This window comes from Nocardia sp. bgisy134 (assembly GCF_057708325.1).
Genome location: NZ_JBYIRW010000003.1, coordinates 120,086 through 145,143 on the forward strand (window position 1 = coordinate 120,086; position 25,058 = coordinate 145,143).

Annotated in this window: 21 protein-coding genes; 7 read left to right on the forward strand and 14 right to left on the reverse strand. The window is 69.7% G+C overall.

What is annotated here, in order from left to right:
• Positions 1-10 precede the first annotated feature (10 nt).
• Complete coding sequence (locus AC3ERS_RS07225) at positions 11-559, forward strand: TetR/AcrR family transcriptional regulator (protein ID WP_431964768.1); 549 nt, start codon at positions 11-13, stop codon at positions 557-559.
• A gap of 65 nt (positions 560-624) precedes the next feature.
• On the opposite strand, the gene AC3ERS_RS07230 is transcribed toward AC3ERS_RS07225, so the two are convergent.
• The 8 genes from AC3ERS_RS07230 to AC3ERS_RS07265 all read right to left on the reverse strand — a co-directional run bounded on the left by AC3ERS_RS07230 (position 625) and on the right by AC3ERS_RS07265 (position 10,601).
• Positions 625-1,572, reverse strand: coding sequence for a Ppx/GppA phosphatase family protein (locus AC3ERS_RS07230; RefSeq protein WP_431964770.1), 948 nt, complete (start codon positions 1,570-1,572; stop codon positions 625-627).
• On the reverse strand, positions 1,565-2,092 hold the full coding sequence (locus AC3ERS_RS07235) for a DUF501 domain-containing protein (protein WP_431964772.1): 528 nt from the start codon (positions 2,090-2,092) through the stop codon (positions 1,565-1,567). The genes AC3ERS_RS07230 and AC3ERS_RS07235 overlap by 8 nt, the downstream gene beginning before the upstream one ends.
• The gene (locus AC3ERS_RS07240; RefSeq protein WP_431964774.1) at positions 2,089-2,745 is read right to left on the reverse strand and encodes an FtsB family cell division protein; all 657 of its coding nucleotides are present in this window, start codon (positions 2,743-2,745) and stop codon (positions 2,089-2,091) included. Before AC3ERS_RS07240 ends, AC3ERS_RS07235 begins: the two co-directional genes overlap by 4 nt.
• Positions 2,746-2,836: 91 nt before the next feature.
• On the reverse strand, positions 2,837-4,123 hold the full coding sequence (gene eno, locus AC3ERS_RS07245) for a phosphopyruvate hydratase (RefSeq protein ID WP_357452379.1): 1,287 nt from the start codon (positions 4,121-4,123) through the stop codon (positions 2,837-2,839).
• A gap of 123 nt (positions 4,124-4,246) precedes the next feature.
• The gene (locus tag AC3ERS_RS07250) at positions 4,247-4,975 is read right to left on the reverse strand and encodes a lytic transglycosylase domain-containing protein (protein WP_431964777.1); all 729 of its coding nucleotides are present in this window, start codon (positions 4,973-4,975) and stop codon (positions 4,247-4,249) included.
• Between the two features lie 70 nt (positions 4,976-5,045).
• A complete protein-coding gene (locus tag AC3ERS_RS07255) occupies positions 5,046-8,063 on the reverse strand; it encodes an ATP-binding cassette domain-containing protein (RefSeq protein ID WP_431964779.1) in 3,018 nt (1,005 codons plus the stop codon).
• A gap of 82 nt (positions 8,064-8,145) precedes the next feature.
• Positions 8,146-9,075 (reverse strand): ABC transporter permease, encoded by a 930-nt coding sequence (locus tag AC3ERS_RS07260; RefSeq protein ID WP_431964781.1) that lies wholly within the window; start codon positions 9,073-9,075, stop codon positions 8,146-8,148.
• Positions 9,072-10,601 carry an ABC transporter substrate-binding protein gene (locus tag AC3ERS_RS07265; RefSeq protein WP_431964783.1) on the reverse strand — a complete coding sequence of 510 codons (1,530 nt, stop codon included), beginning with the start codon at positions 10,599-10,601 and terminating at the stop codon, positions 9,072-9,074. Before AC3ERS_RS07265 ends, AC3ERS_RS07260 begins: the two co-directional genes overlap by 4 nt.
• Before the next feature lie 309 nt (positions 10,602-10,910).
• Here AC3ERS_RS07265 and AC3ERS_RS07270 point away from each other — a divergent pair, with 309 nt between their 5' ends.
• The 5 genes from AC3ERS_RS07270 to AC3ERS_RS07290 all read left to right on the forward strand — a co-directional run bounded on the left by AC3ERS_RS07270 (position 10,911) and on the right by AC3ERS_RS07290 (position 17,730).
• Entirely contained in the window at positions 10,911-12,065 is a 1,155-nt protein-coding gene (locus AC3ERS_RS07270) for a TauD/TfdA family dioxygenase (RefSeq protein WP_431964785.1), read from the forward strand.
• Positions 12,037-13,047 (forward strand): ornithine cyclodeaminase family protein, encoded by a 1,011-nt coding sequence (locus tag AC3ERS_RS07275; protein WP_431964787.1) that lies wholly within the window; start codon positions 12,037-12,039, stop codon positions 13,045-13,047. Before AC3ERS_RS07270 ends, AC3ERS_RS07275 begins: the two co-directional genes overlap by 29 nt.
• Positions 13,038-15,197 (forward strand): type III PLP-dependent enzyme domain-containing protein, encoded by a 2,160-nt coding sequence (locus AC3ERS_RS07280; protein ID WP_431964789.1) that lies wholly within the window; start codon positions 13,038-13,040, stop codon positions 15,195-15,197. The genes AC3ERS_RS07275 and AC3ERS_RS07280 overlap by 10 nt, the downstream gene beginning before the upstream one ends.
• 101 nt (positions 15,198-15,298) lie before the next feature.
• Positions 15,299-16,330: a PLP-dependent cysteine synthase family protein gene (locus AC3ERS_RS07285; protein ID WP_431964791.1), complete on the forward strand. Its 1,032-nt coding sequence runs from the start codon at positions 15,299-15,301 to the stop codon at positions 16,328-16,330.
• Positions 16,327-17,730 (forward strand): MATE family efflux transporter, encoded by a 1,404-nt coding sequence (locus AC3ERS_RS07290; RefSeq protein ID WP_431964793.1) that lies wholly within the window; start codon positions 16,327-16,329, stop codon positions 17,728-17,730. The genes AC3ERS_RS07285 and AC3ERS_RS07290 overlap by 4 nt, the downstream gene beginning before the upstream one ends.
• 18 nt (positions 17,731-17,748) lie before the next feature.
• On the opposite strand, the gene AC3ERS_RS07295 is transcribed toward AC3ERS_RS07290, so the two are convergent.
• From AC3ERS_RS07295 to AC3ERS_RS07305, 3 genes are all read right to left on the reverse strand, one after another.
• Positions 17,749-18,324: a TerD family protein gene (locus tag AC3ERS_RS07295; protein WP_431964795.1), complete on the reverse strand. Its 576-nt coding sequence runs from the start codon at positions 18,322-18,324 to the stop codon at positions 17,749-17,751.
• A gap of 49 nt (positions 18,325-18,373) precedes the next feature.
• Entirely contained in the window at positions 18,374-18,856 is a 483-nt protein-coding gene (locus AC3ERS_RS07300) for a hypothetical protein (RefSeq protein ID WP_431964797.1), read from the reverse strand.
• 183 nt (positions 18,857-19,039) lie between these two features.
• On the reverse strand, positions 19,040-19,495 hold the full coding sequence (locus tag AC3ERS_RS07305) for a flavodoxin domain-containing protein (RefSeq protein ID WP_431964799.1): 456 nt from the start codon (positions 19,493-19,495) through the stop codon (positions 19,040-19,042).
• Positions 19,496-20,056: 561 nt separating this feature from the next.
• Here AC3ERS_RS07305 and AC3ERS_RS07310 point away from each other — a divergent pair.
• Entirely contained in the window at positions 20,057-21,490 is a 1,434-nt protein-coding gene (locus AC3ERS_RS07310) for a stealth family protein (RefSeq protein WP_431965379.1), read from the forward strand.
• Here the strand turns inward: AC3ERS_RS07310 and AC3ERS_RS07315 are convergent.
• The 3 genes from AC3ERS_RS07315 to AC3ERS_RS07325 form a co-directional block, all read right to left on the reverse strand.
• Positions 21,438-22,391, reverse strand: a complete 954-nt coding sequence (locus tag AC3ERS_RS07315) for a phosphodiesterase (RefSeq protein ID WP_431964801.1) — start codon at positions 22,389-22,391, stop codon at positions 21,438-21,440. The two genes, AC3ERS_RS07310 and AC3ERS_RS07315, sit on opposite strands and share 53 nt — an antisense overlap.
• A 767-nt stretch (positions 22,392-23,158) precedes the next feature.
• Positions 23,159-24,250 (reverse strand): glycerol dehydrogenase, encoded by a 1,092-nt coding sequence (locus tag AC3ERS_RS07320; protein WP_431964803.1) that lies wholly within the window; start codon positions 24,248-24,250, stop codon positions 23,159-23,161.
• Between the two features lie 172 nt (positions 24,251-24,422).
• A complete protein-coding gene (locus AC3ERS_RS07325) occupies positions 24,423-24,974 on the reverse strand; it encodes a Uma2 family endonuclease (RefSeq protein WP_431964805.1) in 552 nt (183 codons plus the stop codon).
• Positions 24,975-25,058 lie beyond the last annotated feature (84 nt).

The window sequence follows — 25,058 nt, forward strand, 5'->3', positions numbered from 1 at the left end:
AGGATCCCCCATGCCACGTCCGGCCGAGCCAGGTCGCACCGCCCTGCTGACCGCGGGGGCGCGCGTCGCCGAGGACAAGGGACTGCGGGGGCTATCGATCAACGCGGTGGTCGAGCTCGCCGGAATGGCGAAAGGCACCTTCTACCACCATTTTTCGGATCGGCGCAGTTACGTCGTCGCACTGCACCGCCGCTACCACGACGAGCTGGCGCAGACCGTCGCCGCCGCGATCGCCGACCTGCCGCCCGGGCCGGAGCGGCTGCGCGCGGGCGTTGCCGCCTATCTGGACGCGTGCCTTGCCACCCGGGGCACGAAAGCCTTTCTCGCCCAGTCGCGCACCGACACCGACCTGCTCGACGAGGTGCACGCCCGCAACCAGCTCGCCGCGGCGGCGATCGAGCCCGACCTCGGCGCCCTCGGCTGGCCGGACCCCGCGGCGATCGCCCACCTGCTGGTCGCGATGATCGCCGAGATCGCCCTCACCGAGTTGTACGGCGAAGGGCCGCGCGCCGACCTGCGGGCGGCCGCGCTGCTGATGATCGAGTCACCGCCCGCCTGATCGAGCGGCATCGCACGTCACCGATATCGCTTCCGCCGAACACCTTTCGCGCCGTGCGCGGGCGCTCAGGCGATGGACAGTGCGATGCCGTCCAGGATGTCGTGCTCGCTGACGATCAGTTCGGTGATGTTCGCGCGACGGGCGAGTTCGTAGGCGAGCACCTCGGTGATGACGGCGCCGCCGCCGATCACGTCGACCCGGCCGGGGTGCATCGGGCCGAGCGCGGCGCGTTCGTCGTGGTTCATTCCGATCAGCCGGTCGCAGACCTCGCGGACCTGGTCCAGCGTGAGCGCGGTCAGATGTACCCGGTCCGAGTCGTATTCGGGCAGGTCGAGGGCGACCGCGGCCAGCGTGGTCATGGTGCCCGCGACGCCGACCCAGGTGTGCGCGTTCTCGACGGGCACCTTGGCGAAGGCCTCGTCGAGTCGCTCGGCGGCGAATTCGCGGGCCGCGGCGACCTGATCGGCGGTGGGCGGGTCGCCGGGCAGGCAGCGCTCGGTGATGCGCACGCAGCCGATGTCGGCGGAGAACGCGGCGTGCACGCCGTCGCTGTCGCCGAAGACCAGCTCGGTGGAGCCGCCGCCGAGATCGACGACGACGAACGGACCTGCCGCGCTGGACAATTCGCCGATAGCGCCGGTGAACGAGAGGCGTGCCTCTTCGTCGCCGGTGATCACCTCGGCCTCCGCGCCCGGCACCACGGTGCCGAGTTCGGCGCGGGCCATGGCGAAGAAGTCCTCGCGGTTGGACGCGTCACGGGTCGCCGAGGTGGCGACCATCCGCACCCGCGAGACGCCGGCCTCGCGCATGAGCCCGGTGTACTCGGCGAGCGCGACCCTGGTGCGCTCGATCGCCTCGGGCGCCAGCGAGCCCGTGGCGTCGACGCCCTGGCCGAGCCGCACGATCCGCATCTCGCGGTGCACGTCGGCGAGGCGACCGTCCTCGAGCACGTCGGCGACCAATAGTCGGATGGAGTTCGTTCCGCAATCGACTGCGGCGACCCGGTCACTCATGCTGTGCTCCGTCCTTCGGCGGGTACTTCGGCCAATCGGCCGGGATGGCGGTGCCGCGCAGTCCGTGCTCGGCGGCCAGCGCCACGGCTTCGTCGCCGAACGGGTTGACGCCCGGCCCCTTGGCCAGACTGTGCGCGATGAGCACGTGCAGGCACTTCACCCGCTCGGGCATCCCGCCGCCGGTGAAATCGGTGCCGAGGGATTCGATGGCGTTCCGCTCGGCCAGGTAGCTCTCGTGCGCGGCGCGGTAGGCCGCGGCCAGTTCCGGATCGGCGGCGAGGCGCTCGGTCATCTCGCGCATCACGCCCGCCGACTCCTGCCTGCTCGCCTCGGCGGTCAGCCGGGGGTCGGTCAGGTAGTACAAGGTCGGGAAAGGGGTGCCGTCCGGCAGCCGCGGCGCGGTCTTGACCACCGCGGGCAGCCCGTCCGGGGTGCGGTAGGCGACGGCGAGCACGCCGCGCGGCGCACGGCCGAGCTGTTCGGCGATGATCTCGAGATCGCGGTCTGTCGGTGCGGTCACCTGGGTCCTTCCTGGTGCGGGACGGCGGGCGGCAAGCCCGCGGCCGGCGGCTCGAGGCCGGGCGTCGGCTGCGGTTCGGAGAGAGTGCGCCACAGATCCGTGTACCACGGGTCGGGCGCCTTGGATCGCGGCGGCGCGGCGGGGCGCGGCGGGGCTTCGATGCCCGGCACCTGCACGATGTAGGGCGTCTCCCCCGGCATCACCAGCCGCAACCGATCCCTGGCCTCCGACCGAATGTAGGCCGGATCCTGTTGCTGCGCACGGCGATCCCGCAACCTGGCCACATCGGCCTCCAGCTGCCTGCGCTCCTGCGCCAGCTGCGCGGCCTCGGCGCGCTGGCTGAAGTAGGTGCGCATCGGCACGGACAGCGTCAGCGCCAACGCGCACACCACGCCGGCCAGAATCACGGCCTTGCCGGTGGACAGGCCGAGAATGGTGCGCTCGTGCTTGTCCACGCCGCCCGCGCGCGGGGCTATCTTGCGCGGTTGCGCCTTCTCGGCGGTCTCGCTGCGTCTGCGCGTGCGTTTGGCCGCGGCGGGACGGGCAGCGGTCTCGGTGTCCGCGCCCGCCCTCGGGCGCGATCGAGCGGCACGCGACGTGCGGCGGTCCCCGCGTCCGGCCGGACTGGTCCCGCGCGCACGTCGCTCCGTCATCTCGTCCCCTGTATCTAATTTGCGGTGCTCTCGGGGCCCTTCGTGGTTACGCCGGCTGCCGCCTCCGGGCCCGTCGTTCGCACCGCGGCTATCAGCCCTCGAACGCGAAGCGCGGGAACGCCACGTCACCCGCGTAGCGGGCGGAGTCGCCCAGCGCGTCCTCGATGCGCAGCAGCTGGTTGTACTTGGCGACCCGCTCGCTGCGCGCGGGGGCGCCGGTCTTGATCTGGCCGCTGCCGACCGCGACGGCGAGGTCGGCGATGGTGGTGTCCTCGGTCTCGCCGGACCGGTGCGACATCATCGTCTTGTAGCCGTTGCGGTGCGCCAGCTCGACCGCGTCCAGGGTCTCGGTCAGGGTGCCGATCTGGTTGACCTTCACCAGCAGCGCGTTGGCCGCGCCCTTGGCGATGCCCTCTTCCAGACGCTCCGGGTTGGTGACGAACAGGTCGTCGCCGACCAGCTGGATCTTGTCGCCGATCTGGTCGGTCAGCGCGACCCAGCCGTCCCAGTCGTCCTCCGACAGCGGGTCCTCGATGGAGACCAGCGGGTAGGCGGTGAGCAGCTCGGCGTAGAACTGCGCCATCTCGGCGGCGGTGCGGTCGGAGCCCTCGAACTTGTAACCGGTACCCGCGGTGTAGAACTCGGTGGCCGCGACGTCCAGCGCCAGCGCCACGTCGGTGCCGAGCTTCAGGCCGGTCTTCGCGATCGCGACGCTGATCAGGTCGAGCGCCTCACGGGTGCCCGCCACGTCGGGGGCGAAGCCGCCCTCGTCACCGAGGCCGGTGGACAGGCCCTTGGACTTCAGCACCGACTTCAGCGCGTGGTAGACCTCCGCGCCCCAGCGCAGCGACTCCTTGAAGGTCGGCGCGCCGATCGGGGCGACCATGAACTCCTGGACGTCGACGCCGGTGTCGGCGTGCGCGCCACCGTTGAGGATGTTCATCATCGGCACGGGAAGCACATGCGCGTTCGGCCCGCCCAGGTAGCGGAACAGCTCCAGGCCCGAGGACTCGGCGGCGGCGCGGGCCACCGCGAGCGAGACGCCGAGCAGCGCGTTCGCGCCGAGGCGGGACTTGTCCGGGGTGCCGTCCAGATCCAGCAGCGTCTGGTCGACGGTGCGCTGCTCGACCGCGTCCAAGCCGATGACGGCCGGCGCGATCTCGTCGAGGACGCCCTCGACGGCCTTCTGCACGCCCTTGCCGAGGTAGCGGTCGCCGCCGTCACGCAGCTCGACGGCTTCGTGCTCACCGGTGGAGGCGCCGGAGGGCACCGCGGCGCGGGTCAGCGTGCCGTCGTCGAGGGCGATCTCGACCTCGACGGTGGGGTTTCCGCGCGAATCCAGGATCTCGCGAGCTCCGACCTGTTCGATGATGGCCACGAAAACGACACTCCTTCGGCTGCGGGCACGGTAGGTCTCACGGATGGGCCCGTGCGCTGCCGAGCCTAGCGTCCTCACCGCCTCCGAGGTAACCGGCACTCCGAGCGATGGCTCGCGCGACGCTCAGACGCGGCGGCCGACGCTGTAGGCGGCGGCGCGATCGCGGACGGTGAGCAGGTAGCGGGTGGACTGGTTGTAGGTCATCAGCGCCTGTTGCCAGCCGCGTTCGGAGGTGAGGTCGCCGCCGCTGGCGCACAGGTAGCGCGCCGCGGTGAGGGCGGCGTCGTCGATGTTCTGCGGGTCGATCACGCCGTCGCCGTTGGCGTCCACGCCCCAGCGCTTCCAGGTTTCCGGAATGAACTGCAACGGGCCGACGGCACGGTCGTATACCGAGTCGCCGTCGAGTCTTCCGCCGTCGGTGTCGCGGATCAGCGCGACGCCGGGCGCGCCGTCCAGCGGGATGCCGATGATCGGCGGAACGACGGTGCCGTGGTCGTCGACGCCGGAACCGCGGTGGGTGCCGTGCTTGCTCTCGACGCTGGCGATGCCTGCGAGCGTGGTCCATGCGATGCCGCAACCGGGCCGCGAACTGGCCATCACCGCGGCGGCGTAGCCGTACGCCTCCAGCGCGACCGGCGGGATGCCGAGCGTGCCTGCCTGCTCACCGGCCCAGCCGCGCAGTTGCAGCGCGGTGCGTCCCGGTCCGTCGACATCGATCAGCGGCAGCGGGGCGCCGGGGCCTGGCGGGATGCCTTCCGGGATGGGCGGCAGGTCGGGGCCGATGCCGCAACCGGCGAGCGCCAGGACCACCAAGGCGACGGCCATGATGCCGGTCTTCTTCGGGAGCACCATTCCATCATCCAGATCCGGCGGAGTCCTCCCCGGCGGTTGCGCGCCGCCGCGTGTCGGACGTCACTGTCGTCTAGACCAGCAGATCGTGGGTGGCCTGTTCGGCGGGATTCGCAAGAACCTCGGCGGTGCGACCGGATTCGACGATCCGGCCGTGATCCAGCACGACGAGTTCGGCGCAGTGCCCGGCGACCAGCGCCATGTCGTGCGTGATCACCAGCACTGCGGTGCCGCGTTCGGCGCGAATCCGGTCCAGCAGGGCCATGATCGAGGCCGCTGTCGCGTGATCGAGGGCCGAGGTGATCTCGTCGCAGATCAGGACCGAGGGCTCGGCTGCCAGGGCGCGGGCCAGCGCCACCCGCTGGCGTTGGCCGCCGGACAGTTCGTGCGGGTACCTGGCCGCCAGCGCTGTCGGCAGTTCCACGGCGTCGAGTAGCTCGGTGATCCGCTGCGGTGCCGCGCTTTTCGAGACCCGCGCGATACGGCGCAGTGGTCTGTCGAGAGCCTGAGCGACCGTTCGGCGCGGGTTGAGCGCCGACATCGGGTTCTGCGGAACGAGCTGAATCCCGTCGCCGCCGCGCCCGATCCGGCGTTTCCCGCCGAGTTCGATCGATGTGCCTGCGAGCGCCAGCGCGCCGCCCTCGGCCGCGCGGAGACCGGCGATCACCCTGGCGAGGGTGGTCTTGCCTGCCCCGGAGGCGCCGACGACGGCGAGCGCGGAGCCCGCGGTGAGCGCGAGGTCGATGTCGGTGAGGGCGCGATGCCTGCCGATGGTCGCGCTGATGCCGCTGGCGCGCAGGGCGATCTGGGGTTGTGGATTGTCGATGGCGGGGCTGACAGGGCGCTCGGATACCCGATGTTCGCCGTCCGCGGCGGCGCGGACGGCGTACCCGAAAGCGCCCCCACCGTGGTCGTCGCGGTCCGCAGCAGCGCCAACGTCGCGAGCCGAGGAGTCGGCGTGGTTCCCTTTCTCGGCAACATCCTCGCGCGGCGCACCGTCGGGTGACTGCGGTGTGCCCGTGGCCGACCCTCCGTCTGTGGGGCCCACGACGGCGCGTGCGGACCGCCCACCGTCGCCGGTGTCGTGGCCAGGAGCCTCGGGCGTGCGTTCGCCCGCCGACGGGAACACGGCAGCCGCGTTCGGGCCTGGTGCGGTGGAGGCCAGCGACGAGCGAGACGCTGCCGGATGCGTGCCGACCTCGATCACCTGATCGGCGATGGCGTGGATGGCGGCGGTGTCATGGCCGGACAGCAGGATGGTGGTCCCGCGGTTCGCGAGATCGACCAGCAGACTGCCGATTTCGGTGCGCAGCGCGCCGTGCAGACCGGCCAGCGGCTCGTCGAGCACCAGGACGTCGGTGCCACGGACCAAGGCTCTGGCCAAGGCGACCCGGCGTTGCTGACCACCCGAGAGTTCGCCGGGGCGGCGGCGCAGGTGCTCGACGGAGAGACCGACCGCGTGCACGGCTTCGAGGAGAGCGGGCTCGGAGCGGTCGCGTGCGACTTCGGCGAGCAGGGTCCGCACCCGCATGAGCGGGTTCAGTGCGGAGCCGGGGTCCTGGCCGACGTAGGTGATGTCCGTCCGCCGAAAACGCCGCAGCGCACCGGAATCCAGTGTGAACACCTCGTGTCCTGCCACCGTGACCGTGCCCGCCGCGCGAATCGCCCCGGACGGCAACTGTCCGAGCAGCGCTCGCATCACGGTCGTCTTCCCCGAACCCGACGGGCCGGTGAGCGCCGTGATCGTGCCCGGCGGCATCCGAAACGAGAGGGCCCCGACCAACTCTTGTCCGGTCGGTCCCCGGACGAGCAGTCCGTCCACGACCACGATGGGGTGCGGCTCTCGGATACCGGCACCCCGCGCCGGCCGCGCACCGTTGCTCGAGGCAGGGATGACAGGCGGTTCGACTCCACCGCGGGGTGTCATGGACAGCCGAGCCGCTACCGCAGCCGACGAATTCGCGTCAGTGCCGACGCCGCCCAGCACCGACGATTCGGCCGCCGACAGCGACGCCGCGGAACCCGCCTCGCAACCAACATCACCGGGATGGGCTGCGACCGCCGCGGATTCGGAGCTCGAACTCGTATCCCATGCCGGATGTGCGCCGTTGCCGTCGCCTCCATCGCCGGGTGCCGCGGTCAGCCGAGCCGACGCCGTGGTCAACCGAGCCGATGCTTCGGACGACGAATTCGCCACAGCACCAACGCTGCCCGGCATCGAGCTCGGTGCCGGGCCGGAGCCTGTATCAGGGCCGCCCTCGAGATCCGTGCCCGATCGAACGCTCACCGCGTACACCGGCGCCGATCCCCGTGTGCCCCGGCCGAATTCGGTGACCGCCAGGTTCACGCTGACCGCCACGATGGCGATGGCGAGGCTGGGAGCCAACACCGACCACGGGTTGAGTAACATGCCAGAGGCGTTGTCGCGGACCATGACCGCCCAGTTGCTTGCGCCGAGGGTGGTGGGCAGGTGCAGGAAGGACGCGGTGCTGACCAGGTAGACGGCGGCGACGAAACGCAGTCCGAGTTGGGCGGCGAGCACCTCGCGCAGGTTCGGCAGGACCTCGCGGAATACCAGGTGGGCCAGGGTTTCTCCGCTCGCTCGCGCAGCCTCGACGTAGCCGCTCGCCGCGACGCCCGCCGCGCCTGCGGCGAAAACCCGTGCGCAGTAGGGCACTCCGAACAGGACGGCCACCACGATCAGCCCGTACATGCCCGCGTCCGGCCAGGTCGTGAGAACGAGCAGGATGCCGAGCACCGCGGGAACAAGCATCGCGAAATCGGTCGCGGTTTCTATCATCGCGCCGACCCGGGGCCGCAGCGCCGCGATCGCGCCGAGCACGCTCGACACCGCGGTCACCAGCACCGCGATCACGGCGGCGAGCAGCAGCAGACCCCAACCGCCGTACAGCAGATGACTCAGCACGTCACGACCGAGCCGATCGGTGCCGAGCCAGGCGTCGGCGCTCGGGTCGGCGAACGGTATGCCCACCGCTTGCTCGGCGGGCCGCGGCGCGAGGGCCGGCCCCAGTGCCGCGGACACGATCACGGACAGCGCGGGCAGCAGAGTCAGCAGCCGTAATTGCCTCATCGCGACCCCTCTCTCCACGCAGAATCGCCGATCGCGAACGTCGCGCCGTCGGCGATCCGATCACTCGGCGGAAGCGGCGACTTCATCGTCGCCCCTGCAGCGACCATGCCCGAATGCCGTCCGCCACGGCGAGCATCAGCATGATGACCACCCCGGACAGCGCCACCACCGCCGCGACCACCGACGTGTCACGGTCGGCCACCGATCCGGCCAGCACCGCGCCGAGGCCCGGGTAGTTGAAGATGGTCTCGACCACCAGCGCACCCCCGAGCAGCATGCCGACGGTGGTGGCGAGGCTGGCCACGATGGTTGGCGCGGCGAACGGCACCAGATAGCGGGTCAGCACGTGCGGCGTCGAAAGTCCATCCAGCAGCGCGCTGTCCACATGCGGCGCGCGAGCCGCGTCGGCCAGCGCCGCCCGCACGACCCGGGTGTTCCAGCCGATCTGCGGAATGGCCAGCGCGAGGACGGGCAGCACGAGCATGTCCGCGCGCACCGGGAAACCGGAGCGACCGGTGATGGTGACCGCGGGCAACCAGCCCGTCGCCAGCGAGAACACCATGATCAGCAGCGTCGCCAGTACGAACTCGGGAATGGCCGCGGCGACGGTGCTGCCCGGTTGCAACACCCGCGCCGCCGCGCCGCGCGGACGCGTCGCCCACCAAGCGCCGAGCAGCACCGAGACCAGCACCGTCAGCGCGAGCGCGAGACCGCCGAGTAGCAACGTCGGCGGAAACTTGTCCGCGAGTAGCTCGTTGATCGACCTGCCGCGCGCGGTGCGGCCGAAATCGCCGGTCGCCACGCCCGAGATCCAGTCCACGAACCGCACGACGAGCGGGCGATCGAGTCCGAGCTCGCGTTCCTTCGCCGCCACCTGCTCCGGCGTGGCCTCGCGGCCGAGCACCGCACGGGCGGTGTTGCCCGGCAACAGATCCACGGCCACGAAGACCGCCGCCAGCAGCGCGATCAGCAGGGCGACGCGCCGGAGCAGGAGCCGGGCGAAGGTCGTCACGCCAACCAGGCCCGCTCGAGCTGCACCCGTCCGAAACCGCCGAGGGCCGGCAGGTCACGCACCGAGGCGGTGGCGATGTCGACGCCGTCTGCCATGCCCCACACCAGGTAACCGCCGCGCTCGTGCTGAATCGATTGCACACGGCGGCTTGCCTTTTCGACTTCAGCCGGATCGGAGGCGGCCAGAGCCGCGGCCGTTGCGGAATCGAATTCGGCGTCGTGGAAGGCGGTTTCGTTGCGGTTTGAGCCGCTCGCCATGAGTCTGCTCGCGTAGAACATCGTCGAATCGTTGGTGCCCCAGGAGACGGTGTAGAGCGGGGCCTGCAACCAGGTCCGGTCGTAGAAGGCGTTCGATTCCTGCTCGACGACGTCGAGCCGGATGCCGATGTCCGCGAGCTGAGTGGCGATCACCTTCGCCGACTCCACCTCACCGGGCGCCTCCGGCTTCGTCACCAGCGGGTAGCTGCGCCCCGTATCGAAACCCGCGTCGCGCAGCAGGGTTTTCGCGCGTTCGACATCACGGGTGCGCTGCGGAATGCTCGCGTCGTAGCGCGGGTCGGCGGTGCCGAGGATGTCGTTGGCGACGGTGCCGTAGCCCGAATGCACCTGATCCACAAGCGACTTGCGGTCAACGCCGAGCCGCACCGCGGCGCGCACCCTGGGATCGGCGAACGGCCCGTCGGCGGTGCGCATCGCCACGCCGAGCATCGTGTCGTTCGCGCGCCGCACCACCCGCAGGTCGCCGCGCCCCTCCGCGGTGCGCCCCGCGATCGCGCCGACATTGGACGCCAGATCGATCTGCCCGCTCAGCACCGCATTGCCCAGTGCCGTCACGCTTTCGAACATCGTGACCTCGATGGCGTCGAGCAACGGCAGTCGCGGATCCGATCCCGCGCCGTACCAGTTGTCGTTGCGCACCAGCCTGGCATTGCCGCCCTGATAGGACTCGAGCCGAAACGGTCCGGTGCCGATGGCCGAGGCGAAGTCCGTAGTGTCTTTTCTCACAGTGAACGTCATCAGCCGAACCAGCAGCGGCAGTTGGGTATTCGGCTCCGGGACGGTGAGCACGACGCGGTTCGCACCGTCGGCGGCGATGTCCTCGGCCGCGGCGGGCATCTTCGACGCGCCGCCCACCGAGCGCAGTCTGCGCAGCGACCACACCACATCGTCGGCGGTCACCGGGGCGCCGTCGTGGAAGGTGGCGCCCTCGGCGATCGTGAACGTCCAGCGCCGCTGCGTCGGATCCGACTCCCACGAACTCGCAATGCGCGCAGCGGTATTCGGCTCCACGCCCGGTACCGTCAGCGCGTCGTAGACCAGCGACGTGACGAGGAAATCGCTCTCGTTGGTCAGGTTCGCGTGCGGGTCGCGCTCGATGCGCGCCGCGGTGCCGAGCGCGCCGACCCGCAGGGTGCCGCCGCGTCGCGCGGGGCCGCCGGGATCGGCGCCGTCGGTACACGCGGCCGCGACCAGAATCGCGCCGACTCCGACGCTCGAACGCAGAAGCTGCCGTCGGTTGAACCCCATCGGTGCCGCCTTCCCTCATCGTTCGCTGCGGGCCCGAGACCCGACACTACAAGGCTAGGACAGGCTAGCCTAAATATGCTGTCTACCTGTGCGAATCCGCCGAACGGCGAATCCACGCGGCCCCACCGGGAGTCGTTGCCGACGAATGCACACCGCCCGGTCCGAACGAGACTTAGGCTTTTGATGCGTCTCAGCTCTTTTTCGCGACTCGCTTAGGTAAGCCTTGCTTAACCGCGCCCGAGGCACTAGCTTCGCAGATCGAATCGTCCCCACCCGCTTTTCGACCCGATGCGAAGAAGGGAATCTCCGGTGAAAAGCGTTCTCCCCGAACGTAAGACGCTTCACCCGCAGGACATCGAACGACGCGAGCTGCCCCCGGACGCCGGGCGAGCGGTGCGTGAGCTCGCGCGCGAGATTTGTACCACAGTCCATCGCAGCCCCCGTGGCGCCGCTCCCGTGACGATGACGCTGACCGACCCGGCGCTCATCGCGTCGATCGAGGAACGCGCTCGCGAACTCCCCGAGGAGGTGCGGCTGGCCATGCGCCCGCCCGCGGGACCCACGGGCGCGACCATCGTGAGCAGGCTGCCGTTGACCGACGACGAGTTCGGGCCGACGCCGCCGAGCTGGCGCGAAGCCGCCCGCTGGAGCGGCGATCCCCAGCGCGGCAACTCTTTTCAGCTCGATGTCGTCATGCTGCTGCTTGCGCGCTGCGCGGGTGAGCCGTTCGGCTGGTACGGCCAACAGGATGGGCGCTTGGTGAACAACATCGTGCCGACGCCGGGCCACGAACACGAGCAGTCGGGAGCGAGCAGCAAGACGTTGCTCAGCCCGCACACCGAAGACGCCTTCCACCCGGACCGCGCGAACCTGCTGATGCTGGCCTGCCTGCGCAATCCGGATCTGGTGGGCACCACGGTGTCCTCGGTCCGGCAGGTCGAGCTGACCGAGGACGAGCACCGGCTGCTGAGCACGCCGACATTGCCGATCCTGCCCGACGTCTCCTACGGCGACGGCCACGAGCGCTTCACCCCGCCCCCGCTGCCGACGATCTGGGACGCGGCCGAATCACCCTCCGGCGCAATGAATCCGACCCTGCGCTACGACCCCGCCTACACGCCCCTCGAGCTAGCCGACGACGAGTTTCGACGCGCCTACGCCCGGCTCGCCACGGAACTGGAGCGGGTGTGCCACACCGCCGCGCTGGCGCCCGGCGAGTTGTTGCTGGTCGACAATGACGTCGCCGTGCACGGTCGGGTACCGTTCACCGCGCGTTACGACGGCACCGATCGCTGGCTCAAGCGGGTCAACATCCGCCTGCCCGAACGTCGGCGCCGAACCGCTGAGGCCGACGAGAATGGTTACGGGCAGCGAACAGTCGCCCCGTTCCGAATGGGAACTGGCCGAGCGGATGCAGAGCGGGACACAACACCAGATGAACGAGGAACCGTTGAACACTCGTGATCGGAGCACGCCGCTGCGCGTGCTGAGCCGTAGCGACCTCGCCGACGTCCCCATCACGCCGGGCGACGTGGTGCGTGCGGTCGAAGACGCGTATCTGGCGTTCGCGGCGGGAGATTCGGACAATCCGCGCAAGCTGAGCGTCGCCAATCCGGACGGCTGGTCGGTGGCCTACGCCATGCTCGGCCGCGACGGCAGACGTCGCGTCGTCGCCATGAAGACCTCGTACAAGTTCGATCCGGGGCACGATCGCAGCACCAAGCGCTACTACACGACCATCACGCTCTACGACGACGCCACGGGCGCGCCCATCGCCATGATGGATTGCGCACGGGTCGGCGCGCTGCGCACGCCGGCCGTGTCCGCGCTGCTCGTGCGCGAGACGATGCGCCGCGGCGCGGAGAGCGTGCTGCTGATCGGCACCGGCACCCAGGGCCGTCACGCGCTGCCGCACTTGCTCGCCGCGAATCCGCAGTTGCGCAAGCTGATGGTGTACGGCACCCACCCCGACGGCCTCGCCGCGGTGCACCAGCACCTGGCCGAGCACCATCCGCAGGCCCTGCTGGAGACCGTCGCCGACCCGCGCGCCGCCGCGGCCGCCGCCGACGTGGTGCTGGCGACCGCGGGCCCGGGCACCGAAGTCGCCTTGGAGGCAGAGGATCTCGCGCCCGGCTCGACCGCGGTGCTGGTCGGCTACGGCCTCGCGCCGTCGACGCTGGTACAGGCCGACCGGGTGGTGGCGACGAGCGCCGAACAGATGCAGCTCACCGGCACCGACATGGTCGGCCCGGACGGCACGCTGCGCACCGTCGACGCCGAACTGCCGCAGATCCTCAACCGCAGGGCCGTGGCACGTCGCTCGGACGACGAGAAGATCTTCGTCTACAACAGCGGCCTGGTGCTCACCGACGTCGCCGTCGCGCACGCGCTCGCCGAACGCGCCATCGCCGAGGGCCGCGGCACGGAGGTGCCCCTGTGGGATTAGAGGCCGCCGTCGAGCCCGAACCGGAGCTCGTCGATCCGGAAGCCATGGTGCTGTTCGACATCGCCGCGCCCCGGAAGTCGAGAGCCGGTGCACGCGCGAGCCGAACAGGGCGCGAACGTCCCGCATCCGAACCCGCGGCCGCCGCCTCGTCGGCGCGCGAGACCGGGACACCGCTCGACACCGGCGCGGAGACGTTCGAGCCGAGCACGTCGTCGTTCGATACCGAACCGATGGCGTTCGCTGCGAATACAGTTGCCCACCAGACGAACCGGATACAGCTCGACGCCGAACTGCCGACGCTCGACCCAGCGTCGCTCGAGCCCGGCGCGACGCCATCGGCTCCCGCCGCATCGTCGCACCCAGCGGCGATGCCCTCATCCGAAGATGTTGGCGCGCTGGCGACTTCCGACGCCGTCGAACCGGCCGCGGAAGGCAGCCCATGGGTGGACCTCCCCGAGGACTCCGAGCCGGCGGCGTTCGAGGCCGACCACGCCGTTCTACAGCGCGTCGCCCTGGCGACGGAGGGCAGACCGTGGGCGGAGCTCCCAGGGGAAACCGAGGCGGAGGCGCCCGAGGCCGTCCACGTGCTTCTTCAGGACGTCGAACCGGTCCCTGCCTCGGAGCCGGACATCGACGCGACCGATGGGTACGTCACGAACCAGAACGACGTGGACGACTACTCCGAATCCGGCTGGGACGAGATCGATTCCGACGAGGTCCTCCTCGAGATGCTCGTCGAGGAAGTCGCCGAACTGCTCGTCGAAGAAATCGCCGACGACCCGGCGGGCCTGACCGCCGGGATCACCGCCCCCGCCATGCCCGCGCACACCGACGAGTGGGAGCGGAGGGTGCTGGCCGACCCGCAGCTGCTCGCCGATATCGCGTTCGCGATCGGCGGGCCGTTCCACCTGATGTATCCCGCTCGGGTGGCGCAGAACATCCGCGGATTCCGCGACGTGTTCCTGCGGGCAGGGGTCGACGGGGTCGTCTACTACGGCAAGAAGGCGAACAAGGCGGCGTGTGTGGCGCGGGCCTGCGCGGAGAACGGTGCGGGCATCGACGTCTCCAGCGTCGGCGAGCTGACGGCCGCGCTCGCCGCCGGGGTGCGCGGCGGTGAACTGATGGTCACCGGTCCGGCGAAATCCGACGACCTGCTGTGGCTCGCCGTGCGCCACAGTGCGTTGATCGCGGTGGACAGCCTCGACGAGCTCGACCGCCTCGGCACGATCGCCTCCGCGGCCACCCCGGCCAGGGCGCTGCTGCGGGTGTTGCCCGCGGGCTCGGCCAGCCGGTTCGGGATGACCGACGACGAGCTCGACCGGGCGCTGTCGGTGATCGCCGCGTCCGGACCGCGCGGACTGGAGCCGGTTCAGTTGGAGGGCTTCAGCTTTCACCTCCCCGGCTACGACGCGATCGCCCGCGCCGAGCAAGCCGCCGACCTGATCGCCCGCTGCACGGCGGCGCGCGAGCTCGGGCATCCGGCCTGCACCATCTCGATCGGCGGCGGATTCGGCGTCGACTACGTCCCCGAAGGCGCGTGGCGCGAGTTCACCGAGGGCGTCGACCGTTCCTGGTTCCACGCCGGGAAATCGTTCGACTCCTACTACCCGTACCACTTCCCGGTTCCTGGACCGGCCATGCTGTCGGAGATCCTCGCCCACCGCGAACTGGCAAGGCGCCTGCGCGACAACGACATCCGCTTGGCCGTCGAACCGGGCCGCGCCCTGCTCGATCGCGCGGGCAGCACCGTCTTCCGCGTACAGGGCAGCAAGAGCAGGTACGCGGACGGACAGCCGTACCGACTGCTCACCGTCGACGGCACCAGCCTCAGCCTGTCCGAGCAGTGGTTCGACAGCGAGTACCTGCCCGACCCGGTGCTGTGGCCCGTGCGCGAATCGACGCAGCCTTTGCCGGAACCGACGCCGACCAGCGTCGGCGCGGCCAGTTGTCTGGAATCCGACATGCTCAGCTGGCGGCGCGTCCCGCTGCCGAGGCGGGCCGAGCCGGGTGATCTGCTCGTCTACCCGAACACCGCCGGATACCAGATGGATTCGAACGAATCGGCCTTCCACGAATTGCCGATACCACCGAAGGTCGTGCTCTTCGGCGGGCACGGAGATCGACTGCGCTGGACGCTCGACGCCGGGTAATCAACCACGACGACCACAACTCAGCATCGCCCCCGCTTGCGACCAGCAGCGCGGGGCAGGCGACACCCCGAGCCGGGATCGCCCATGGATAGGAGACTCGTATGCCTGTCGTCACACGCGTGACGGACCTGATCGGTCGCACCCCGCTCTTCGAACTGGCCACCACCGCGACCGGAACCCGGCTGCTGCTGAAGCTCGAGCAGTTCAATCCGACGGGCGCGGCCAAGATCCGGATGGCGCGCGAGATGGTGCTCGACGCCGAGCGGCGCGGTTTGCTGCCGAGTGGCGGGCATATCATCGAATCCACGTCCGGTAACACCGGGCTCGGCCTCGCGGTGGTTGCCGCCGAACGCGGGTACCGCTTCACCGCCGTGGTCGACCACCACGCATGTAAGGACAAGCTGCGCGCGATGCGAGCGATGGGTGCGGAGTTGGTGTACGTGGCCGACGAGGGCGACGACAACCTGGCCACCTCGGCGCGAGAAGACCTCGCCGAGGCGATGGCCGCGGCGCAGGACGACGCCTACTTCACCGAACAGCACAACAACGACGCCAACGCGGTCGGCTACTACGCGGTGGCCGAGGAATTGCTGGAGGACGTCGATCGGGTCGACATCCTGCTCTCGTCGGTCGGCACCGGCGGTTCGCTGTTCGGCACGGCGACCCGGCTGCGTCAGCTGGGCTGCCCGCCCTACGTGATCGGTGTGGAGCCGGTCGGTTCCATCGCCTTCGGCGGGCCCGGCGGTCCGTACTGGCAATCCGGCACCGGCACACCGCCGGGCGCCACCATCGGCACCGCCGTCGACTACTCGCTGCTCGACGAGGGAGTGAAGGTGTCCGACGTGGCGGCCTTCGCCACCGCCCGCGCCGTCGCGGCGAAGCTCGGCTTGATGCTCGGGGGCTCGGCGGGCGGCTCGGTGTACGCGGGGCTGACCCGGCTCGAGGAGTTCCCCGCGGGTTCGACCGTGGTCACCATCGTCTGCGACGGCGGCGAGAAGTACCTGGACACCGTCTTCGACGACGACTGGATGAACGACCGCGACCTGCTCGACGGCGACACGGAGCGCGAGGTGCTCGGTCTGCTCGACCGCTACTCGCCCGCCCGCCGAAAGCAGCTGGTGGAGGCGCGGTGAACCTGGGCGAGTTCCGCGCCGACGGACGTCGGCTCGCCGCATTGGCGACGCCGATCGCGCTGACCCAGCTGGCTCAGATCGCGGTGTCCACGACCAATATCGCGCTGATGGGCACGCTCGGCGTGCGACAGGTCGCGGCGGGCGGCCTGGCCATCGTGCTGTTCAACCAGATCCGCACCATGTGCGTCGGGTTGATCACCGGCACCGGCAACCAGATCGCCTCGGCGGTCAGCGCCGCGGGCAAGCGGGGTGATTCCGCCGACCGCGAGGTGCGCGAGGTGGTGCGGTCGAGTTTCCTCATCGCGACGATCTCCGGCCTGCTCGGTGGCGCGGTGCTGATCGGACTCGGCTGGTCGTTGCAGTGGCTCGGCCAGGACGCCGGCGTGCTCGCCGACGCGCGCCCGCTCATGGTCGCGCTGGCTCCCGGGCTGCTGCCCTGCCTGTGGTTCCAAGTGCTGCGGCAGTACACCGTCGGCATGCAGCGTCCACAGGCTTTGCTGCTGGTGACGCTCGGCTCGGTCGCGCTGAATCTCGCGCTGGCCCTGGCGTTCATCCACGGCTGGGCCGGGCTCCCAGCGCTCGGCCTCACCGGCATCGGCGTGGCCACCTCGCTGGTCTTCTTGATCACCTTCGGCGTGTTCTGGGCGATGGTGCGACACGATCCGCGACTGGGTCCCCACCTGTCGATCCGGCCGTGGCCGGTGCACCGGTCGATGGTCGTCTCCGAACTGAAGCTCGGCACCCCGATCGCGCTCACCTACGGGTCGGAAGCGGGCATGTTCTCGGTGCTGGCGCTCGTCATGGGCAGCTTCGGTCCCGCCGCGCTGGCCGCGCACAACGTCGTCTACCAGATCATCTACATCGTGTTCCAGGTGGCGATCGGGCTGTCGCACGGCGCGTCCATCCTGGTCAGTCACGCGACCGCTCGCGATGAATACCAGCACGCCAAGGCCCTTGCCTGGCTGGCGCTGCGCTACGCGGCGATCGTCGCCGCGATCACCGGCGCGGTGTACGTGCTCGCGCCGAACGCGGTGCTGCGGCCGTTCCTGGAGCCCGGCGACACCGCGACCATCGAGATCGCACGCACCCTGCTGCTGATCGGCATCGTGCTGCAATTCTTCGATGCCGCGCAGAACATCGGCACTGGGCTGCTGCGCGGGCTGAAGGAGACCAACGCGGGCTTCCGGCTGTCGTTGATCGGCTATTGGCTCGTCGGCCTGCCCACCGCCCTGCTGCTGGCTTATCCGCTCCACCTCGGCGCCGCGGGCGTCTGGTGGGGACTGACGGCAGGGCTGGCCACCACCGCGGTCCTGATGGTGCGGCGCTACTTCGGTTTGCTCGACGGCATGGCGCACGCGTACCCGCGGCGCCTGCCCGAGACGTTGTCGAGCCCCGGCTGATCGCCGGGGCCGACCGATTCAGATGTTGACGCCGTAATCGCGGGCGATGCCCGCGAGACCGGACGCGTAGCCCTGCCCGATGGCGCGGAACTTCCACTCGCCGCTGTGCCGGTACAGCTCACCGAACACCATGGCGGTCTCGGTGGACGCGTCCTCGGTGAGGTCGTAACGGGCCAGTTCGGCGCCGGTGTTGGCGTCGACGACGCGGATGAACGCGTTGCGGATCTGGCCGAACGACTGCCCGCGGGCGTCGGCGTCGTGAATGGACACGGGGAAGAAGATGTTGGTGATCGTCGGCGGCGTCGCCGCGAGATCGACGTTGATCACCTCGTCGTCGCCCTCGCCCTCACCGGTGAGGTTGTCACCGGTGTGCTCGATGGTGCCCTCCGGCGAACGCAGATTGTTGTAGAACACGAAGTGCTGATCGGAGAGCACCTTCAGGTTCGGGCCGGTGGCCAGTGCGCTCGCGTCGAGGTCGTAATCCGCACCGGTGGTGGTGCGCACGTCCCAGCCGAGTCCCACCGCGACCTTGGTCAGGTTCGGCGCCTGCTTGGACAGCGAAACGTTTCCGCCCTTGGCGAGTGTGACGCTCATGATCCCTTCCCGTACGGCGCGCGGGCGCCGCCTTTCTCGTTGTACCGGTTCAGTTCTGGTCGTCGGACCAGCCGCGCAGGGTCGCCACGCGGCCCTGCAACGCGTGCAATTCGCTCGCATCGAGCACGTCGCGCTGAATGCCCTTGTCCACCGCGAACGCGGACTGGCGGTGGTCGTCGATCACCGCGACGTCGATCTGCACCGCGGCGTAATCCTCGGCGTCGGGCATCTGTTCGGCGATCACTTTGGCGGTGCCACGCGCGCACAGCGCGACGTTGCCGCCGCCGAGAATCAGCAGCGCGATCTCGGGACGTTCCCGCAGCCGGGCCAGCGAACCTCGGTCGAACTTCAGGCTGATCAGGATGCGCCGATCACCGGCGCGCACCGGCCAGGACACCGGAATCGCATGCGGCGCTGGGTCTGTGGTCACCAGCACGGCGATCGTGTCCTGCGGCCATTCCGGTAGCACGTCCAGTTCGGGATGATCGGTCGAGTGGTCGCGATGTTGCGCGGGGCTCGCTCCGGCTGCCATCTTCGTCACCTCATGCATCGTCGCGCGCGACGGGCTGTGCCGCGCTGATAGCAGTCTAAGGTGCTGGGACACTTGCGCGCTGGCGCTGTGCCACTTGTCTGCTGGCACTGTGGAACTTGTCCGTTACGTCCGCACGGCTCGTCGACCACCGAGCTCGGCGGGTTGCCAGGCCGGAGGGTTCGTTCAGGCCGAAGCGAATTCGGGAATCGGCAGCGACCGCGCCCATTCGCGCGCCATGTCGCGCACCCGGACCTCGGCGGACGCATCGTGGCGCGCGTGCTCGCCGACCTGGACCGCACCGCGCGCGGTCAGCTTCTCGGCCGCGATCTCGCCGCCGCGGTTGAACGTGTCGCCGTAGACGGAATCGCCGAGCCCGAACACCGCGAATCGCAGTCCGGTGAGATCGGGCGCGCGGGCGTCGAGTGCGTCGAAGAAGAACTCGGCGCCGGTCGGCAGGTCGCCGTCGCCGTAGGTCGAGCAGACGACGACGTGAAAGTCCGCGACGTCCAGATCATCGACATCGAAGTCGGTCATGTCGTAGACCGAGACATCGTGCACGCCGGCCAGGGAGTCCGCGACGCAGTCGGCCGCGATTTCCGAAGTACCCATCTCCGACCCGAACAGAATGACTACGCGCACCGCGCCCGCTCCTTCCCGTCGCCGCTTCGGCATGCACCGAAGTTTTCCCTTTACTTTGGCGAGGCTACCCTAATTTTTCGAGCGAAGGTTGTGACGTTCCCCGTGTCCGGGACACTTGCGCGGCTTCCGATTGACGGACGGTCGCCGCGGATGCATCATTCAGTAACGACCCTGTTCAACAGGGGTTCTCCGATCAGCCGGCCGATGTCTGTCCGGCCGTGCGTGCTGCTCCCGGCCACGCCCGGTTCACCTTCGCCGTGGGTCCGGTCAGCACTTCCCCAATGACGCTTCTCGCGTCCGTGCCGTGAGTGAGGTGAGAACGATGGTGTACCGATCGTCAGGACTTCCGCGGATCACCGCGTTCCTGCACTACGGCAGCACACCCCATTTCTGAATCCGCACCGCATCGGGCGGGTCCCGCGGCGGCGCCTCCGGCGTCTCCGGGACCGGCTGATTCCCGGTGCGGTGCACGCGCGGGCGATAGCCGGAACGACGAAATGGGAGGCGAACATGGACATGGGGGCAGTGAATCCTGGGGGCTGGGAGACGGGCACGGCCCGGATGGGATACGACACCGCCGCGATCGCGGCGGGCAATCTGGCGGTCTCGGCGGCGATGATCGACGACCTCGGCTACCTGCGCGGCCAGCTCGCCGCGGCGGAGGTGCCGTTTCTCCTGGTCAGAGACAGCGGGCACCGCTTGATCCTGGCCGCCGACGCCGCGCACCGCGCGATGGTGCGACGCGTGACGGACGGCGCGCTCGCCGCGGGCTTCGCCGTCGCGGAAGCCGGGGATCACATCCTCCGGTTGGGCCGCGACGCCGATCCCGCGCACCACGTCGAGCTGGAGCTGTGGGAGTACCACGGCGACACCGTCGAATGTCCGCGCCCGAACGCGCTGACCCGCGCGGTCTTCGATCTGGCCGACGTGGAATTCACCCAGGTCGGACTGTTCGACCGCAGCTGGCCGACCCTGACCGACATGTTCGCGCCGCACGTCACCGATGTCGATTTCGACATCGACATCGTCTTCTCCTGGGTGGACGGCACGGATCCGGAATTCCGCGCGCGGCGCGCGGGCCTGATGGCGCAGGTCGTCGTCGGAGAGGGCGACGACGCGGACGCGAGAATCCGCCAGATCGACGAACTCAGGTACGCCCTGCGCTCGGTGCACAAGAACGCGCCGTGGATCCGCCGCATCTTCGTCGCCACCGATTCCGCGGTCCCCGAGTGGCTCGACGAGCACCCGAAGGTCACGGTGGTGCGGGCGGGCGACCACTTCAGCGACCCGGCGGCGCTGCCCACCTTCAACTCGCACGCGGTGGAATCGCAGTTGCAGCACATCGAGGGGCTCAGCGAGCACTTCCTGTATTCCAACGACGACATGTTCTTCGCCAGGCCGGTGCGTCCCTCGATGTTCTTCACCCCCGGCGGCATCAGCCGGTTCATCGAGGCGGACACACGCATCGGGCCGGGCCGGAACAACGAGCGCCGCAGCGGATTCGAGAACGCGGCGCGGGTCAACCGGGCGCTGCTCGCCGATCACTTCGGGCACGTCATCACCCGGCACTTGGAGCACACGCCCACGCCGCTGCGGCGCAGCGTGCTGCTGGAGATGGAGGCGGAGTTCGGCGGCGACTTCGCCCGCACCATGGCGAGCCGATTCCGTTCGGCCACCGACATTTCCGTCACCAACTCGCTGTACCACTACTACGCGCTGCTCACCGGGTGCGCGGTGCCGCAGGAGACCGGGCGAATGCGCTACGTCGACACCACGAGTCGCGCCGGGCTCACGCTGCTCGACGAGCTGTCCGCGCGGCGGGACGTCGACTTCTTCTGCCTGAACGACGGCAGCTTCCCGGAGGTGCCGGAATCCGAACGGGTGCAGCGAGTTTCGGATTTCCTCACGGACTGGTTCCCGGACCCGGCGCCGTGGGAGCGGTTCAGCGAACCGCCTCGTCGTCCGCTTCCGGAGTCGGCTCCCGGCGCTGCATGACGTGCGGGATACGACCGGCGGGCGGGATGACGATGCCCGCCTCGGCAAGCTTCGCCGCCGCCTCCTCCGGGGTGGCCGGCTCGCCGACGGTCGCGCCCGCATCGATGGGTACCACCGAATGCACCACCGTGTCCGGGTAGATGTGCACGAAGTTGAAGGCCTGCGCACCGTCGCGGCCGCGCAGGCCGCCCGTCGCGGTGGCCAGATCCTGGGTGTAGCAGGTGGACGAGGCGACCGAGACCGGGATGCCTGCGAACGTCGCGTAGGTGGAGAAGTGCACGTGGCCAGCGAGGATCGCGCGCACGTCGGTGCCGTCCAGCACGTCGGCGAGTTTGCGCTGGTCACGCAGCTCGACGGTGACGGCCAGATCCACCACGCACGGCACCGGCGGGTGGTGCATGGCCAGGATGGTGCCGAACGGCGCGGGCTCGGCCAGCACGCCGCGCAGCCAGGCCAGCTGCTCATCGGAGATCTCGCCGTGGTGATGGCCGGGCACCGAGGTGTCGAGGGCGATGATGCGCAGTCCGTCGATCATGTGCACGCGGTCGAACGGCTTGGTCGACGGCGGCTCGTCGAGCAGGGTGTCACGCAGGACACCGCGATCGTCGTGGTTGCCCATCACCCACACCACCGGCGCTCCGATGTGCCGCGCGAACGGCTCGACCAGCGCGCGCAGCTTCTCGTACGCCTCGGACTCGCCGCGGTCGGCGAGGTCGCCGGTGAACACCAGCGCCGTCGGGCGGATGCGACTGGCCGCGGCGTGCCCGAGCAGCTTGCGTAACCGCTGCTCGGCGTCGACATCCCCGTACAACTCGCCGTCACCGGCGATGAGGTGGGTGTCACTGAAATGGAACAACACGTGATCCGGTCGCGGATGCTCCGCGACTCTGCTGATGCGCACCGGACCGAACGTCCCTCCCGGCGGGTGGCCCGCCCTAGGCTTCGGGTTCCAGCCAGAATAGCGAACCCCTACTGACAGTTTTCCCGCCGTGCTGTGACGACAAGCTTGCGGGAAGATGAGGGTTCGGTGTACGCGAAGGCTGTTCGAGCGGCTGCCGGAGGAGCTGCGGACCAGTGGTGTGCACCGGTATTCCAGCTGGATTTCGACTGGTTTCGACCCGTGCTCGGGTGGGTGCGATCGGTGCCCGAGGTGGTGCGTCCGACGTGGGACGATGCGACCCGCGCCGAGCGGTACGTCCACCGCGAAGGCGATTCATCCGACGCCGAGCGATGCTGCACCGAACGGCGCATTCCGCGCGATGCGACCCGCACCGCGCGACACGTCCGACACGACGCGATGCGTCCCAACGGGCAGAGTACGTCCCGCGCGGAGCGATGCATCCGACGCGGGGCGATCCGTCCAGCACGGCGCGCAGTACGTTCCGCATCTAGCGATGCGACCCCCACCGAGCGGTGCCCACGCTCGTCGGCCTGCCTCCGCTTCTGCGGGCGCACTGGGTGAGCACTGCCGAGGGCGCGAGCACGGCATCGACCGGAGGCTCTCAGCTTCGAGGGCGTTGAAGGCGGCGGGCGGTCCGAGACTTATTCGGGACTCGGCGACCCGCACGCCGGAGCCCCGAGCACTCGCCGGGATCGGCGGTCGGACCGCTGGAAGGTCGCGGGGTTCGGGGCGCTCACGGTGGAGTGCGCGGACCGCCGCCGCCCAGGTCAGCGGCCGCCGAGTGAGTCGGCGGCGAGCAAAGCGTCGTGGAGCAGCGCGGCGTCCACCGCGAACGGTTCGTTGTGGATCGTCTCGCCGGGGGCGGTGGCGCGAGTCGCTATGGCGGACAACGTTTCCTGGTCCGCGTCGGCGAGTCCGAGGTCGGCCAGCGAGGTCGGCAGGCCGACGCGGTCGCAGAAGTCGAGAACGGTGCCGATCTCGTCGTCGGACGCGCCTTCGAGCACCAGTTGGGTGAGCACGCCGAAGGCGACCTTCTCGCCGTGCAGGTACGGGCGGGTCTGCGGCACCGCGGTGAGGCCGTTGTGCACCGCGTGCGCGGCCGCTAGGCCGGAGGATTCGAATCCGAGCCCGGACAGCAGGGTGTTGGCCTCGACGATGCGTTCGAGCGCGGGGGTGACGGTCTGGGTGTGGACCGCCGCCAGCGCCTGCGGACCGTCGGACAGCAAAGTGCGGTAACACAATTCGGCGAGTGCTCCGGCGCTGCGGGTGGACGCGCCGCCGCGCATGTTGCGCACGTGCCCGGCGAGGCAGGTGCGCGCCTCGAACCAGGTGGCGAGCGCGTCGCCCATGCCCGACGTGAGCAGCCGCGCGGGGGCTTGCGCGATGGCCGAGGTGTCCACCAGCACCAGCGCGGGATTGCGGCGCACCAGCTGGTACGCCTCGAATTCGCCTTCCTCCGTGTAGATCACCGAGAGCGCACTGCACGGCGCATCGCTGGACGCGGTGGTCGGACAGCTGATCATCGGCAGCCCGAGATCGTCGGCCACCGCGCGCGCCGAGTCGATCACCTTCCCGCCGCCCGCGCCGAGCACCGCGGCGCTCCCGCTCGCCCGCACGGCCTCGGTGATCCGCGCGAGTTCGGCCCTGCTGCACTCCCCGCCCGACGGATGCACCGAATAGTCGATACTCGACGCCCCGAACGACCGCTCCCACATCTTGGCGAGCAGCCGCCGCGCACTCTTCCCCGCCACGATCAACACCGGCCCGGCGATCCCCAGCCGGCGCAGTTCCTGCCCCAACGCCGCCGTAGCATCGCGCCCCTGCACATAGTGCCCCGGCGAGGAGAACACACTCAGCATCATCCGGCACCTCCCGACTCGAGGGGCGCCGATTCCCCAGCGCACCCGCTGTCCGCCATCGACTCGCCATCAACGCTACGCGCCTGCCCCCGCGCCGCACCGTGGATTCACACCCCTGCCTGGAGATGCCAGGCATAGAAGGAACCTGATGGCCCTTGGACCGGATGCGGGCTCAGAACCCGGTGGTGTCCAGACTCAGATCGAACGGCGCGGGCAACGCGATGGCGGTGCCGAACGAGTAGGGGCCGTGCACGTCGCCGTAGCCGAGATCGTGCGGGTCGGAGAAGAGCGTGCACTCCTTGCGCTGTCGGTCGACCAGCAGATACAGCGGTGCGCCGTACTGGGCGTAGCGCTTGCGCTTGATGATCCGATCGGTGTCCGCGTTCGAATCCGATGTCACCTCGACCACCAGCAGCGTCTGCTTGGGCAAGAGAGCGCCTGCCCCTTCGGCTAGCGCCGTCGGAATAACGGCCAGGTCCGGCATATACCAGTTCACCGAGCCGGGCAGATCCAGATTTCCAGAGCCCATGAGGCAGTCGAGTTCATCTACACGGGCATCGAGCTGCCGACGAATCTGGGCGACGACCTTCTCGTGATCCCACATCGGTGACACCAGTACGATCCGCCCCTCGATGACCTGAGCCCACCGGTGGTCGATGAGCTGCACCGCGTACTTCAGGGCCGCCTCGTGGTTCACTTCGCCATACGCGATCGGCTGCGCCATGGCACTCCACCACCCTTCGCCTCGGCCCGGTCACAACTGCCTGCCAAGCTAAGAATAACCACTGCATCGGACAGGCTCGGCGAC

Excerpts from the sequence above, each read along its gene's own strand:
- AC3ERS_RS07225 (WP_431964768.1), top strand. The coding sequence starts at position 11 with ATGCCACGTCCGGCCGAGCCAGGTCGCACCGCCCTGCTGACCGCGGGG.
- AC3ERS_RS07230 (WP_431964770.1), bottom strand. The coding sequence starts at position 1,572 with ATGAGTGACCGGGTCGCCGCAGTCGATTGCGGAACGAACTCCATCCGA.
- AC3ERS_RS07240 (WP_431964774.1), bottom strand. The coding sequence starts at position 2,745 with ATGACGGAGCGACGTGCGCGCGGGACCAGTCCGGCCGGACGCGGGGAC.
- AC3ERS_RS07250 (WP_431964777.1), bottom strand. The coding sequence starts at position 4,975 with ATGGTGCTCCCGAAGAAGACCGGCATCATGGCCGTCGCCTTGGTGGTC.
- AC3ERS_RS07255 (WP_431964779.1), bottom strand. The coding sequence starts at position 8,063 with ATGAGGCAATTACGGCTGCTGACTCTGCTGCCCGCGCTGTCCGTGATC.
- AC3ERS_RS07265 (WP_431964783.1), bottom strand. The coding sequence starts at position 10,601 with ATGGGGTTCAACCGACGGCAGCTTCTGCGTTCGAGCGTCGGAGTCGGC.
- AC3ERS_RS07275 (WP_431964787.1), top strand. The coding sequence starts at position 12,037 with ATGAACGAGGAACCGTTGAACACTCGTGATCGGAGCACGCCGCTGCGC.
- AC3ERS_RS07285 (WP_431964791.1), top strand. The coding sequence starts at position 15,299 with ATGCCTGTCGTCACACGCGTGACGGACCTGATCGGTCGCACCCCGCTC.
- AC3ERS_RS07295 (WP_431964795.1), bottom strand. The coding sequence starts at position 18,324 with ATGAGCGTCACACTCGCCAAGGGCGGAAACGTTTCGCTGTCCAAGCAG.
- AC3ERS_RS07300 (WP_431964797.1), bottom strand. The coding sequence starts at position 18,856 with ATGGCAGCCGGAGCGAGCCCCGCGCAACATCGCGACCACTCGACCGAT.
- AC3ERS_RS07310 (WP_431965379.1), top strand. The coding sequence starts at position 20,057 with ATGGGATACGACACCGCCGCGATCGCGGCGGGCAATCTGGCGGTCTCG.
- AC3ERS_RS07320 (WP_431964803.1), bottom strand. The coding sequence starts at position 24,250 with ATGCTGAGTGTGTTCTCCTCGCCGGGGCACTATGTGCAGGGGCGCGAT.
- AC3ERS_RS07325 (WP_431964805.1), bottom strand. The coding sequence starts at position 24,974 with ATGGCGCAGCCGATCGCGTATGGCGAAGTGAACCACGAGGCGGCCCTG.